The organism is Tessaracoccus luoxuelianae, assembly GCF_055326245.1.
Genome location: NZ_JBUZNO010000003.1, coordinates 321504 through 334498 on the forward strand (window position 1 = coordinate 321504; position 12995 = coordinate 334498).

Here is a 12995-nt window from a genome sequence, read left to right on the forward strand (position 1 = left end):
CCCAACCCGGGCCGGTTCAGGCCGCTGCTAGAGCCCCCGGACGGTGGTGACGCTCCCGTCGTGATCGACGAGGATGCTCGCGTGACCACGTCGGGTGGCGAGCCAGCCGAGGCCCTTGTGGCCGAGCACGAAGGCGGCGGTGGCGTAGACGTCGGCCCAGGTGAGCTCGGGGCCGATGACGGTGGCCGACAGCAGCCCGATCGCCGCGGCACCCGTGGCCGGGTCGGTGATGTGCTGACCGCGGGCGGCCGTCCCGGACGTCGCGACAGCGCCCGTGCGCATCTCGAGCCGCTGGAGCACCCGGCTCCTGTCGCGGGGGTCCTCGACCGCGACCACCCAGTCAGGCGTATCGGTGCGCTCGCAGTGCAGTGCGATGTCTCCACCTGCGTTGACGAGGGCGTCGTGCTCGCCGAGCTCGGCCAGGCGAGCCAGAAGGCCTGAGAAGGCCTGCTCAACCGCCCACCCCTTGACGAGGCCGGTGGGGTCGAAGCGGACGGAGCGGCCACCGTCGGGCAGCCACGCCGAGAAGGCGCCCCCGGTCCGCTGACCCGCGACCTCGCACAGCGCCGCGACCCGACGGATGCGAGGATGCGCGTCCCGGAGCGAGTCCCGGCCGTCGCGGATCCGGCTGATGGGGCTGTCCGGCTTCCACGTGCTGAACAGCTCGTCGTCGGCTCGCAGCTCATCGAAAGCCTGCTGGACGGCCTGCTCGACGGCGGGGTCGCAGGCACGGGGACCCCGTACGTGGATGCTCATCGGGAGCCCCATGATCTGGGCGACGAAGGCGCGGCGCGGGTGGCTCCCGGCGTCCACCGTGGGACCGGTCTCCGCACGCTCGGCGACTGGCGCGCTGTTCACTGGAATGCCTCGTCGATGGCCGACTGCAGCGACTGCGCGTAGCCGACGCTGGTGAACGTCGCGCCGGAGACCGAATCGATGTCCGCGCTCTGGGCGTCGACCGCCTCGGAGTTGAGCACCGGCACGGCGTAGGCGTTGATCTGCTGATCGTGGCGGTCGCGGTTGGGGTACTGGATGGCCTCCGACGATGTGATGGCGCCGTCCTCGACGGTGATCTCCACCTGCACCGCGCCGTAGCGGGTCTCGACGGCGGCGCCGGTGAAGGTGCCCGAGACTGACCCGGTCGTCGAGGTGCTGGTGCCGTCGTCGGAGCTCGACTCGTCGGCGGCGGAACTCGACGAGCCCGCCTCGCTCTCCCCCGCGTTGGGCGTGGTGGTGGCGGACTGACCGTCGCCGGTGGAGGTCTCCGCGACAGTAGCGGCCTGGGTGCCGGTGCTGGTGTGGTAGCTGAACAGCAGCACCACGCCGCTGATGGTGCCCATGAGGGCCGCGATGATTGTGCGCATGGGTGTTTCTCCTTGTCAGTGCCGTGTTGTCAGGGCTGGGGTCACCAGCTGAAGCGTTCGCTGTGAATGTGCCCGTCGGGCACCCCGCATTCGCGAGCGGCCGCCGCGGCGGCGGCCATCCAGGCGGTGGCGCCGCAGAGGAAGACGTCGTGGTCTGCGATGTCGGAGATCAGCTGTCGGAGGGCCTCCCCGTCGGTGAGGTGGGCGGCGGACTCGGGAAGCCAGGTGTCGCGGCCGGGCGCGCGCCGGCCGAGCAGGTAGACCACCCGGGCGCCCTTGGCGCGCCCGATCTCCTCGATCTCGGCTCGCAGCGCGAGGTCCTCGTCGCCGTGTGCGCGGTAGAGGAGGGTGACGTCGCCCGGGTCCTGCGGAAGGCCCTCGAGGAGGGCGCGCATCGGGCTGATCCCGATGCCTGAGGCCATGAGAGCGACCTTCCGCCGGGTCCGCATGCCGGGATGGAGGCGGCCGTAGGGCCCCTCGATGAGGACGCGGGTGCCGGGCTTCACGTCGGCGAGCGCGCGGCTGCCGTCGCCGAGGTCCTTGACCGTGATCCGCAGCCTCTGGCCGTCTGGCGCTGCCGAGAGCGAATACGGATGCGCCCGCGTCCAGCCGGGGCCGGCGAGGAACCGCCAGTTGAGGAACTGGCCGGGCAGCGGGTCCAGGCGCTCGAGGTGCCGGCCGTGCATGGTGACCGACACAACGTCGGCTGATTCCCGCTCGACGCTCTCGACCCGGAGGGCGTGGAGAGCGCTGCGGTAGGCGGGCAGGCCGATCCGGAAGACGAGGATGGCACCGGCGGCCACGGCCCACAGCGTCCACCAGTACACCGTCGCGACGGGGCTGTTGAGAAAGTCCTGACCGGTCCACAGCTGATGCGGGAGCGCGAGGCCGACGCCGAGATAGGCGTAGAGGTGGAGCAGGTGCCACGACTCGTAGCGCAGCCTGCCGCGGGCCTTGCGGACGCTGGTCACCACCACCATGACGAGCGCGACGGTGCCCGCCGTCGCCAGCAGCATGCCGGGGTAATCCACCACCAGCTCCCAGAACTGGACGAACGGATTGAGGCCGGCCGCCGCGGCGTAACCCATCGAGATGAGCACGATATGGGCCGTCATCAGCCAGAAGGACCAGAACCCCACCAGGCGGTGCCGTCGGATGAGTTCGTCCTGCCCGTACACGCGCTCCACCACCGGGATGCGGGCCATCAGCAGCACCTGGATGAGCAGCAGGTCAGACGACACCAGCGCGGTCAGCCGGCCGAGGCTGGTGAGGCCCGAGGCCCAGCCGGTCAGGTCCTGCACGCCACCGCCGGAGACCCACAGGGCCACGACCACAAGCATGCTGGCCCAGGTGGCCATCCCGACGACGTCGCGCCACCACCCCGGCACCAGCGCCCGGGTTCCTCGTGGGGACGCCGACGGGGTGGACTGGGCCGGGCGGGTGGTCGGGCCGGCGTGTGTCCGGTCCAGGAGCGTGGTCATGGGGCGTCCTCTGCTAGATGTCGCTGTCCCCTACCCTGGTGCGCGCACCTGTCACACCGGCCTCACGAACCTGTGAGTCAGCCATGAGCCCGCGCCCGCGCCGCCGATGCGGAGAACTCACCAGAAGCCGTGACCCCCTCGCCTAGGTGGTGGATCTGGGGCCGTAGTCGAAACCAGATCCGCCACTCAGCTGCACGTGGTGTCGGCGTTGCTCATGGTCATCATCCTGACACCACCCGCCGGGGGTCACCGGCGGCGACGCGGCTCACCGGCGACACAATCCGCGAGGCCCGATGCCAACCCCGCGCGTTCCGGCCGTTCCGACAGTCAACGCGCGCCGTCGTCCTCCACCGGCGGCTCCTGCTTGGAGCCGGTTGGCCTGGGACGCAGCCACTCTCGGGCCCCGCCCCGTCGGATCTGGTCCTGGAACAGGCTCACCAGCGATGCGACGAACACCAGGTTGAACACCAACTGCACCGTGACCAGCAGCCGTGCGAGCTGACCCTCGGCGTGGATGTCGCCATAGCCGACGGTGGACATCGTCGTCATCGAGAAGTACAGGGCGTCGAGGCGGGTGGTGAGCCCGTTGAACTGCCCCGGCTGCTGGACGGTGAGCAGGAAGTACCCGAAGGAGAAGATCACCAGCACCAGCTCGAACGCGAGCAGGAGGTGAACCGGTCTGAGGCGCTTCGCGGCCTGGCGCACCTCGTTGAACACGGCCCCGGCGACGGCAGCAAGGCACACGGCGCCCACCACGAACCCGAGGACCGTCCCGACGGGGGCGTCACTGGCGCTGACGGGCACCACGAAGTAGAAGGTCAACACAGCCGTCGGAAGGAGCATGCGGCTGAACACGAGGCGCCAGTTCACCGCGTCAGTCTAGGAACACGGTGCCGCGAATATCGGATCCAGCCCGCTTCGCCGTCGCCATTGCCTGCCGCCACCGTGCGCTTCCGTATTCGGCGGATCTGGTGTCGTAGTCGGCTCCACATCCACCGCCGGAGCGCCTCCGTGGATCAGGCGAGCCTGAGAACAGATGTTTCGTCTCGCCGCTGAGTGGGTAGGTAAATAGCGCCAGCGTCAAAGACCTACTGGAAGGCGAGGTAAGTGACAGACAGGAACCTGGACGGCCTCTTCCACGCGACGATGCGCGACATGGACCGCGCCGAGCGCCACATCCGACGGCATGCACGCTGACGCTGTTCTGGGAGACCGCTACCGCCTCTCGCGCCTGATCGCCTCCGGCGGGATGGGCGAGGTGTGGCAGGCCCACGACGCCGTCCTCGACCGCGAGGTGGCGGTGAAGCTGCTGTCCGCGGGGGAGGCCGACCCCTCGGCGCTGGAGCGCTTCCGTCGTGAGGCGGTGGCCATGGCCGCACTCCAGCACCCGAACACTGTGTTGGTCCTCGACATCGGCACCCATCACAGATGGACCTACATCGTGATGGAACTCCTCCCGGGGCCGACTCTCGCCCAGCTGGTCGCCTCCCGAGGACCCCTTCCGGACGAGGAGGTGGCCGGTCTCGGGGCGCAGGTGGCGGCCGGCCTGGAGGCCGCCCACCGCGCGGGGATCGTGCATCGCGACATCAAGCCGGGCAACCTGATGCTGGGCGCGTCGGGGGAGCTGAAGGTGGTCGACTTCGGGGTGGCCCGCTTGTCCCAGGCCGCCGCATCCGCCCTGACCGCGACCAACACCATCGTCGGGAGCGCCCTCTACCTCTCCCCCGAGCAGGCAGCCGGATCGCCGGCCGACGAGCGGAGCGACCTCTACGCGCTGGGATGTGTCCTCATGACTCTCGCGACGGGGCGGCCCCCGTTCGAGAGCGAGCACCCGATCGGGGCGCTCCACCAGCATGTGCGGGTTGATCCGCCACTTCTCCGCACGCGACGCCCCGGTGCGAGCGCAGCCCTGGAGGCCTTGATAAGCGAGCTGCTGGCCAAGGATCCCGACGATCGTCCGGCGTCGGCCGCCGAGGTAGCCCTCCGGCTGAGGAGCATCGAGATGTCGCTGCGCGACGCCCCGACCACCCCCGCGTCCCCTTCGCCTGAGGTCACGGCTCGGATGACCCGCTCAGCCGCGTTGCTGCCGAGCGCGGGCACCGCCCCCGCTGAGCCGCGGCATGCTCATGTGTCGAAGTCCCGGCCGGCACGGGGCAGGGCCCCGTGGGTGGCGGCTGGCGTCCTTGTCTCCAGCGCGCTCCTGGCGGCGATGGCCTTGACTCAGGGCGCGGATCCCGCCGGAGACCCGCGGACCTCCGTGGCTGGCTCACCCGCCGCGGCTGCCAGCGCCTCGCCGGTGCCATCGCCGTCGACGATGCCCTCGACGACGCCCGACGGGTCGGAGACCACCTCGCCGACACCGACCCCGGCTCCGGCTTCCACCCGATCCGCCGTCGGCCAGGACACCGCACCCCCCGTCGCCGCCGACGGTGACAAGCCGGCGCGCGGCAAGTCCGAGGAGAAGAAGCCCACCAACCCATCCGACGGCAAGGCGAAGGAGAGGCCAACCCAGGCCGGGAAGAACTAGAGGCGGCGCGTGGGGTGGGCGGATCAGAGTGTCGCGGCGGTGGGATCCGTCTTCGGGGCGAAGCGACGCGACAGGAACTCGACGAGTTCCGCCGTGTCCGGCTCGTCATCGTCGAGGAGTGTCATCACGGGTTCCAACTCCGACGCTGCGACAGGGTCCAGACCACCGAAGACACTCAGACCGGCCACCGTCGAGGCCACGCGGGTGCAGTAGTACTCCCCCGCCTCGACCCGACGGCTCCAGTCCAGCTCCGTGACCTCCTCGACCTCACCGGTCCGGACATCGCGAAGCGTGATGGAGCTGCCGGGGATCGCCGAGGCCACCTCGTACACCGACCGCCTGGTCAGCAGCCACTCCTGCGCCAGTTGCAACTCGTCGGGGGGCAGCAGAGCGCCCCTACGGTTCAGGTACTCAGCGAAGACGCCTCCCTCCCACAGGGCGACGTCGAGGATCAGGCCCTCCTCCAGCGCCCGGTCGAACCCGTCGGTCCCGTCCCAGTGCTCGGCACGTGCCTCGGCGAGCTCGAGGATGAACGGCGTGTCCTTCTCGATGAGGTAGCCGACCGCCTTCTGATAGAGCCAGTTCCAGCGCTCGGTGAGCGGGAGCTGCGCTTGCCGAAGATGGCACTGCTTGAACTTCTTCCCCGAGCCGCACCAGCACGGAGCGTTCCGCGGCAGGCTCCGTCCCTGCCCCGGCAGGAACTGCTGCAGGTAGCCGTAGAGCGGGTCGTCCTCGGCGCCGGCGCGGCGGAGCAGGGACATGCCACGGGCCGCGTCGCCTCGGTCGCTGGCGCACACGGCCAGCGACAGCAGCGCCGGGGGCCACGAGGGATCGAGCGCCTCGGCCTGTTGGTACAGCTCCTCGGCACCAAGCACGTTCCCCATCTCCTCGACGGCCACCCCCCGCATCCACCTCAACGCGACCCGCGCAGGCCGGGGAGCGTCGGGCTCCCACGCACTCGTCAGCGCAGCGACGACGACGGGCTCCCCGTCGAATACGCCCAGAGCCTCGTCGAGGAAGGCCACCGCGACGGCGGGGTCCCGCAGCAGCGACACCGCCGCCTCGACACCCTCGCCCGCGATCCCCAGGGCCCCGAAGCCTTCGAGCCCAGGGCCCGCGGACTCGCCGGCCCCCTCCGCGGGACCGACCCACCTGGCCAGAGCCTCCGAGACTTCCGACTCCCGGGCTTCTTCCTCTGTCTCCATGGCCGAGTCGAGATCGTGGGTCATTCCGACCACGATCTGCAGCAGCTGCACGACGGCGACCGCCTCCGATTCGTCGAGGTCATGCTCCTCCTGGATGCGGCGCAGAATCTCTTCGGCCTCCCCGGCGTCGAAGTCGTAACCCTCGGTCGCGATCAGGGAGCCACGGCGCGCCACCCCGCAGGATTCGAGCTGTTCACCCAACGGGAGCTCCGGCCGACGCAGCAGGTCGTTGTCGGCCGCACACACCGCCCACACCGAGTTCTCGATCAGATGCGGCCGATCCGGGGACTCCCCCACCAGGGCCGCCAACGCCTGGCCGGTGCTCATCCCCGAGGCCTCCCCCACCGCCAGCAGCTCAAGGCCGTCCTGCTCGACCCTCACTCCGACGATGTCACCAACGCCGAGCCCTAGCCCAGCAAGCCGCCCGCGTTCGAGCAGTATCGCCCCCGACGCGACCTCCGCATCGATGGCCCTGTCCAGGAGCTCAGGGTCGGACGGATACACGACGGCGGCGTCCGCGCCGTCGGTGAAGCGGTCGTACGGCGGGTCGCCGATCAGTACCTCCAGCGGCGCCAGGTCCCCCGGCGTGGCGAGCAGGTCGTGCTCCACCTCAGCCTCGCTGAGCCGATGGGTGAAGGTTCGCCCCTCAAGCAGCGCAGGCAGCCACACCCACCGTTGGTCGGCGACGGGCATGATCGGGGGATCGGTCTCGACGAGGAACTCCTCGAACCAGTCCCCCTCGTCGTCCACAGTGAGGCCAAGCGCGAGAAGTTGCTCCCGCAACTCGTCCTCGTCCATGGGCCCGTGGGCGATCAGGAGGTCGCGCGTGGCGGCGAGAAGCTCTTCTGGAGAAGAAATCGGCATGACAGCCACACTATCCGGGGCCGGACATCCGTGCCCTTCGTCGGTGGAGGAGCAACTCACACCTGCCCGGACCTCACTGGACGAGGCGGACGTTGTCTCCGGTGAGGTTGGCGCGGAAGCCGCCGTCGACCACCTTCACGCTTCGCAGGACGACCCCGTCGGGCAGCCCTTCGATACGGTGCTCGATCGTGACCAACTCCCGCACCGCGCCCCCCAGCAGATCCGAGATGAACTGAGGCCCCCCGATGTCGATGGAAGTCGGCACGATCACCAGTTCGCCGCCTACGGCCTCGACGGTGCCGGTGGCCCCGACGGGGAGGCTCCGTCCCAGCGCCTCCACCCGCGTGTCGACGCGCACCTCACCCCCACCGGCGGAGCTCAGTGTTGCGTTCGGGCCCAGCTCCGCGGCCACGACGTCGAACGGGACCGTGGCCGTCAGATCGAGGTGGCGGGCAACGAGACCGTCAGGCCCCGACGTGACGTCGGTGCCGGTGCCGACGACGTCGACCAGCGGCGTTGCCGCGGCGACGACGGAGCCGGCCTCGAGCGAGATGTCGCCGAGCCAGACCTCGTTCTCGGCGAGATCCGGAGGCGGGGTGGGTTCCACGATGGGTGCCGTTGTCGACGCGGCGGGCGTCGGGGCATCGGTGCTGCCCGCCGGCCGCGTGATCGACAGCCAGAACAGCAGCAGCGCGAGAAACACGAGGCCGAGCATTGCTACGGCACCGATGGCCCAGTCGAGCACCCGCCTACCCAGGCGTCGACGCGACGATGACGTGGAGGCGTGGTTGCCGTCCTGGGGGGCTGGGTACTGGTCAGGCATCCGCACGCGCCTTCCTGACGCGGGTGCTTCGCTCTCGCTGCAGGATGCCTGACGGCCAACTGCTGAGCGGGCCCACCAACGTGATCAGTGACGGCACCAGCAGCGCTCGGACGATGAACACGTCGATCAGGATACCCACCCCCAGCAGGAAGCCGAGTTCGCGGAACGGTCCCAGCGGCACCAGGGCGAGGAGCCCGAAGCTGGCGGCCAGCGCCAGGCCCGCGGAGGTGATCGCTCTGGTCGACTCCGGGGTGGCGACGAGGAGGGCGTCCTTCATCGACCGGTTGCGGGCCTCCTGCCAGACGTGGCCGACGGCGAAGATGTTGTAGTCGGATCCGAGGGACAGTAGGAGCACCGACCCCGCGAACGGGACGTAGAACGTGAGGTCGTCGTGCCCGAGGAAGTCCTGGAAGAACAGCACCGACAGACCCAGCGTCGCCCCGAGCGCGAGGACGCTCGACGCGAGGAGGTACAGGGGGGCGATCAGCGCACGCAGGAAGATGACCAGCAGAAGCAGGTTCACGGCAAGCGCGACGAGCCCGATGCGGAGGAGGTCGTTGGTGGTGTCCGCGATGATGCCCGAGGCGAGCGCGGTGTCACCGCCGACGTGGGTGGTGACCTGGCCGAGGTTCGCGTCGGCGGCGAGCCGCGGAAGCGCTGCTTCAACCTGCCTGAGCGTGTCGATCGCCGTCGCCTCGAGTGGCGTGCTGTCGAGGACCATGAGGAAGCGGACGGCGTCGCCCGACTCAGTGGTGAAGGCGCCGACGTCGTCAGCGGCGCGGAGGTCGCCGGGGCCGATCACGCCGGCCACTCCCGGCTGGGACTCGAGGGCCTCGCCCAACTCGGCGACTTCGTCGGTCTTCTCCCCCACTCCCGGTCCCTCGAGCACGATCTCTGTCGGAGAGATGATGCCGGGAGCAAAGCCCTGGCTGGCCGCATCGGCTGCTCGCTGCGCGCTCGTCGAATCCGGCAGGGATTGGACGAATCCGAGGCCGAGGTCAAGGTTGCGCGCCTGGTAGGCGGCGGCACCCAGGCCGGCCACGCACAGCAGCACGAGGACGAAGGCGGAGCCGCGGTGCGCGACCGCCCGGGTGAGGAGGGAAGGACGTGCGCGCACGGTCGCGGGTTCGGCGATGAGGGTTCGCGGCCAGAACGCGGCGCGGCCGAGGATGGCCAGCAAGGCGGGCACGAGGGTGACGGCTACCACGAGTCCGGTGAGGACGGTGAGCGAGAGGGCGGGCCCGAACCCGCTGAAGAGTGGGGACTCGGCGACCAGCAGCGAGGCTGTTCCCGCCGCGACCGTGACGCCGGCGACGGTGACGATCGGCGTGACGGACGCGGTGGCCAGGCGGGCTGCCTCGAGGCGTTCGTGGCCTTCCCGGAGCCGGCTGCGTACCCCGGACAGGTAGAAGATGCAGTAGTCGGTGACGATGCCGAGGAGGAGTGCGACGATCAGTGGCCTCAGGTCGGCCGGGATCGACACGTCCATGACGGTGGCGGCCCATCCGGAGACGCCGAGCGTGACGAACACGGCCGCCCCCACCGAGATCAGCGTCAGGGCCGGCGCCGCCAAGGAGCCGAACGTGAGCGCCACGATCGTCAGCACCGCGAGGACGGTCACCGCCTCGACGATGTGGACGTAGGAGTTCAGGACCTTGCCCTGGGCGGCGCGCGCGGGGATGGAGCCTGTGACGCCCACATACCCGTCGGAAGCGTCCGTGAGCTGGTCGGCGGCGAAGTCCTCGACAACCTGGGTCTGCTCGAAGAAGTCCAGCGCGGGGTCCGCGAAGACGAAGGTGACGACGGTGGTGTTCTGCTCACCGGCGCCGGGAAACGCGCCCTCGGCGTTGGGCACCGGGATTGCGCCGAGGAGTTCCGTGTCGTGCTTCCCCTGGCTGACTGCGATGCCACGCATGACGGCTTCGGCCTGGACCAACGGAGGCAGGCCCTCGGGGTTGCGCTGCACGATCGCCGTTCGACTCAGGAGGGGGATTCCGAACAGCTCCATCGACCGCTGCTCCGCCGCGAAACTGGCGTCGTCGGCCCCGAGCGCTTCGATGTCATTGGCAGTGCTCTGCATGGGCGGCAGAAACAGCGTCGCCGCGATGGCCGCCGCCACCCATCCGAGGACGATGACCCAGCGCAGCGCGACCACTACTCGGGCATAGCCGTACCAGAGTGTCGCCATGAAGCCGCGGCGCGGCTCCACCTCGACCGGCCCAGGTGCTGCGGTCATGACGTGGGGCTGGGGCTGGGGTTGGCGCTCGAGTTGACGCTGGGGTCGGCGCTGACGGTGGGGCTGAGGCTGGGCTCCGGAGAGGCGGACTCTTCGGCCTGTGGGGTCCTCCCGGCCTGGGCGAGGCACTCTTCGGACGCCCCGTCGGCCGTCTCACGGGCATCCTGCAGACGGTCCAGGGTCTCCTGCAGTGTGCGCGCGTCCTGCGCCTCCACACCCCTGGCGAGGTCGTCGATGGCCTCGTCGACCACCAGGTTGTACTCCGCCGCCCGCACGCACGCGTCGGACACCTCACCCGGCTCCGTGCTCGAGCTGTCCGCCGTCGGCGACGGCGACGGCGACGGGCTGGCGCTGATGACCGACTGCGCCTTGATCGGGGTTGCCCACCCGATGCCCAGCAGGAAGACGCCAGCAGCCGCGGCCAGCGCAATCCCGGCAAGAAGGCCGATAAAAAGCATCACCCCACCGCTGAGTGAGCTGCCACCCCGGCGCGAGACGCTCCCGCGATCGTCAACTGTCATCGATCCTCCTCGTGGTGAGGCCGTCACCTGGCCCGATGGGCCTAGCGGTACTGCGATCGTAATTCTCAAACGCGAGTCACACCGCGTTTGCGGACAGGATCAGCACGTGACCCGGACGCGACACGGCAGTGAGGGCCGCGGTCGTCGTCGAGGAGGTGCTATTCGGCGCTCGTCAAGCTCAGGCACGCGGAGGCGTCAACGGTCACCTAGGCGCTGGCCGAGTGCCCGGTGGGGGTGCCGATTGTGCCGGTCATCTTCGCCGCGACACGGCAACTGGCCCAGGAATGGACATTCCGGTTCCTCGGCGCGGCGTTGCGGGAGCGACGGGAGTCGCGGGCAGCCGACTGGTCATGATCCGGGGGCCCCACGCGGCTACGGTGACGGATCTGACGCCGGCCTCCACGGACTCTCGCAGCCGCGCTCTGGCAGCCATGAACGGGCCGAGCTACGTCGTGCGACGGAAGGCCCCCAGCGCATTGTCCAGGGCCTCGAGGCCGGCCCGCCTCTCCCGCACATCGAGTGACTCCGCCAAGTCAAGGGCGGCCAACACAACACCGCGCTGTGCGAGGTCGCCGACAATATCGAGATCCATCCCCGTGGCGCGGAGAGTTACTCGACCCTCGTCGTCACGGATCAACCCATGAGCACGGACCACGTCCTCGACCTCGCTGACCGCCAGATAGCCGTCGATACTGGTGGTCTCGGCCAGCCCAAGCTGCCTCCCGGCATCCGTGGCGCATACGAGCAAGCCGAGAAGGTACTGACCCGCGCTCGAATGCGCCCGATACCGCCTTACGACGGCACGAGCTCGCGCACGCTCCACGAACTCGGACGCAGTCAGTCCCCGAAGCCGCGACCTCAGACGCGACCGCTGCGTCAGCCCCAACCATGACCCATGCCCACCCGACAGCAGCGACACCGCCGCCCACGCCGTGGACTCAGACCATGCCCGCTGATGTGATCCGCCACGCACCGCCACCAGCCGCTCCACCGAGGTCCCGTCCACGACCCCTCGCGCCAATTGGCGCAGCTCTCCCTGTGCGACCAGATACTGCACCTGCCGTGTGGACACCCCAAGACGCTCAGCCGCCTCGGAAACCATCATCAACCCCACAACAGAGAGCTTCGCAGAAACGAATAGGTTTGCCAATCCTGCATCGAGACGGCGACCACCCCCAAGCTCGCTCGTCGCTGGGCAACTCAAAGCCTTGCGGCAAGGCATCTCACAAAACACCTGAGCCTGCCGAGCCCTTGTGCCCCATCGGGGCCGGCGTGGTCATCGAGGTCCGGGCCTAGACGATGCGTGCTTCGGGGGCGGATCTGATGGCGTAGTCGGCACCATATCCGCCGAACCAGGGCGGGTCATCACCGATTCTTCGGCACTACTGGGCCAGGCGGAGGCGAGACTCGCGAAAGTACGAATACCGGACCGCGAATCTACGGAACTACGGTCTGAACTCGATCACGCCGTCATCCGTCGCTGATTTCGGCCGCCACCTTACGCAGCTCGGCGACAAACCCCGGCAGGTCGTCGACGGCGGTAGCGATCAACACCTCGAGGTCGACCGACCAGCTTCGGAATCGGATTGTCCATGGGCCTCGACCACCTCACCTCCGGGTGCGCTTGCTTCACTGACTCCGGGAGCTGCGACGCGGCCTCGCCGAGGAGCAGCAGTTCACGCCGCGGCATAGACCGGCTCCGCCTCCAGCAGTACGTGTTCACGCAACGCAGGGTGTAGAGCCCTTCGCGCCACCAGATCCACCCTGCGCCCGAACACGACGGCCAACTCGTCCGACAGGTCCTCGATCTCCCAACCCAGACGCGCACCAGGGGCGAGTGTGTACAACAGGTCGATATCGCTGTCGGCGTCAGCCTGGCCGCGCGCAACGGACCCGAACACCTCCAGTGACGCGATCCCATACCGCTGGCATATGTCGCGCAGCCGTTGGCGATCAGGACCAACGATCTCCACA

Annotated in this window: 11 protein-coding genes; 1 reads left to right on the plus strand and 10 read right to left on the minus strand. The window is 69.4% G+C overall.

All coding sequences use genetic code 11. From position 1 onward, the window contains the following. Window positions 1–27: 27 nt before the first annotated feature. The 4 genes from ACZK39_RS06495 to ACZK39_RS06510 all read right to left on the minus strand — a co-directional run bounded on the left by ACZK39_RS06495 (window position 28) and on the right by ACZK39_RS06510 (window position 3715). Window positions 28–858 carry an FAD:protein FMN transferase gene (locus tag ACZK39_RS06495; RefSeq protein WP_463612875.1) on the minus strand — a complete coding sequence of 277 codons (831 nt, stop codon included), beginning with the start codon at window positions 856–858 and terminating at the stop codon, window positions 28–30. Next, window positions 855–1364, minus strand: coding sequence for an FMN-binding protein (locus ACZK39_RS06500; protein WP_463612876.1), 510 nt, complete (start codon window positions 1362–1364; stop codon window positions 855–857). The genes ACZK39_RS06495 and ACZK39_RS06500 overlap by 4 nt, the downstream gene beginning before the upstream one ends. Window positions 1365–1405: 41 nt before the next feature. Then, window positions 1406–2845 (minus strand): ferredoxin reductase family protein, encoded by a 1440-nt coding sequence (locus ACZK39_RS06505; RefSeq protein ID WP_463612877.1) that lies wholly within the window; start codon window positions 2843–2845, stop codon window positions 1406–1408. Between the two features lie 327 nt (window positions 2846–3172). Then, a complete protein-coding gene (locus tag ACZK39_RS06510; RefSeq protein ID WP_463612878.1) occupies window positions 3173–3715 on the minus strand; it encodes a potassium channel family protein in 543 nt (180 codons plus the stop codon). A 316-nt stretch (window positions 3716–4031) separates the two neighbouring features. Here ACZK39_RS06510 and ACZK39_RS06515 point away from each other — a divergent pair, with 316 nt between their 5' ends. After that, the gene (locus tag ACZK39_RS06515; protein WP_463612879.1) at window positions 4032–5372 is read left to right on the plus strand and encodes a protein kinase domain-containing protein; all 1341 of its coding nucleotides are present in this window, start codon (window positions 4032–4034) and stop codon (window positions 5370–5372) included. A gap of 23 nt (window positions 5373–5395) precedes the next feature. Here the strand turns inward: ACZK39_RS06515 and ACZK39_RS06520 are convergent, their stop codons facing one another. The 6 genes from ACZK39_RS06520 to ACZK39_RS06545 all read right to left on the minus strand — a co-directional run bounded on the left by ACZK39_RS06520 (window position 5396) and on the right by ACZK39_RS06545 (window position 12994). After that, window positions 5396–7441, minus strand: a complete 2046-nt coding sequence (locus ACZK39_RS06520; protein ID WP_463612880.1) for an SEC-C metal-binding domain-containing protein — start codon at window positions 7439–7441, stop codon at window positions 5396–5398. Window positions 7442–7514: 73 nt separating this feature from the next. Continuing rightward, a complete protein-coding gene (locus ACZK39_RS06525; protein WP_463612881.1) occupies window positions 7515–8264 on the minus strand; it encodes an LmeA family phospholipid-binding protein in 750 nt (249 codons plus the stop codon). Then, window positions 8257–10500, minus strand: a complete 2244-nt coding sequence (locus ACZK39_RS06530; protein WP_463612882.1) for an MMPL family transporter — start codon at window positions 10498–10500, stop codon at window positions 8257–8259. The genes ACZK39_RS06525 and ACZK39_RS06530 overlap by 8 nt, the downstream gene beginning before the upstream one ends. Beyond that, window positions 10497–11021 carry a hypothetical protein gene (locus ACZK39_RS06535; RefSeq protein WP_463612883.1) on the minus strand — a complete coding sequence of 175 codons (525 nt, stop codon included), beginning with the start codon at window positions 11019–11021 and terminating at the stop codon, window positions 10497–10499. The genes ACZK39_RS06530 and ACZK39_RS06535 overlap by 4 nt, the downstream gene beginning before the upstream one ends. 445 nt (window positions 11022–11466) lie before the next feature. Continuing rightward, a complete protein-coding gene (locus ACZK39_RS06540) occupies window positions 11467–12093 on the minus strand; it encodes a hypothetical protein (protein WP_463612884.1) in 627 nt (208 codons plus the stop codon). 604 nt (window positions 12094–12697) lie between these two features. After that, window positions 12698–12994 carry a nucleotidyltransferase family protein gene (locus ACZK39_RS06545; RefSeq protein WP_182781064.1) on the minus strand — a complete coding sequence of 99 codons (297 nt, stop codon included), beginning with the start codon at window positions 12992–12994 and terminating at the stop codon, window positions 12698–12700. Window position 12995: the final 1 nt, after the last annotated feature.

Bases quoted from the DNA above. Each gene is read 5' to 3' on its own strand.
- ACZK39_RS06505 (WP_463612877.1), bottom strand. From the start codon at position 2,845: ATGACCACGCTCCTGGACCGGACACACGCCGGCCCGACCACCCGCCCG.
- ACZK39_RS06535 (WP_463612883.1), bottom strand. From the start codon at position 11,021: ATGACAGTTGACGATCGCGGGAGCGTCTCGCGCCGGGGTGGCAGCTCA.
- ACZK39_RS06525 (WP_463612881.1), bottom strand. From the start codon at position 8,264: ATGCCTGACCAGTACCCAGCCCCCCAGGACGGCAACCACGCCTCCACG.
- ACZK39_RS06530 (WP_463612882.1), bottom strand. From the start codon at position 10,500: ATGACCGCAGCACCTGGGCCGGTCGAGGTGGAGCCGCGCCGCGGCTTC.
- ACZK39_RS06520 (WP_463612880.1), bottom strand. From the start codon at position 7,441: ATGCCGATTTCTTCTCCAGAAGAGCTTCTCGCCGCCACGCGCGACCTC.
- ACZK39_RS06515 (WP_463612879.1), top strand. From the start codon at position 4,032: ATGCACGCTGACGCTGTTCTGGGAGACCGCTACCGCCTCTCGCGCCTG.
- ACZK39_RS06500 (WP_463612876.1), bottom strand. From the start codon at position 1,364: ATGCGCACAATCATCGCGGCCCTCATGGGCACCATCAGCGGCGTGGTG.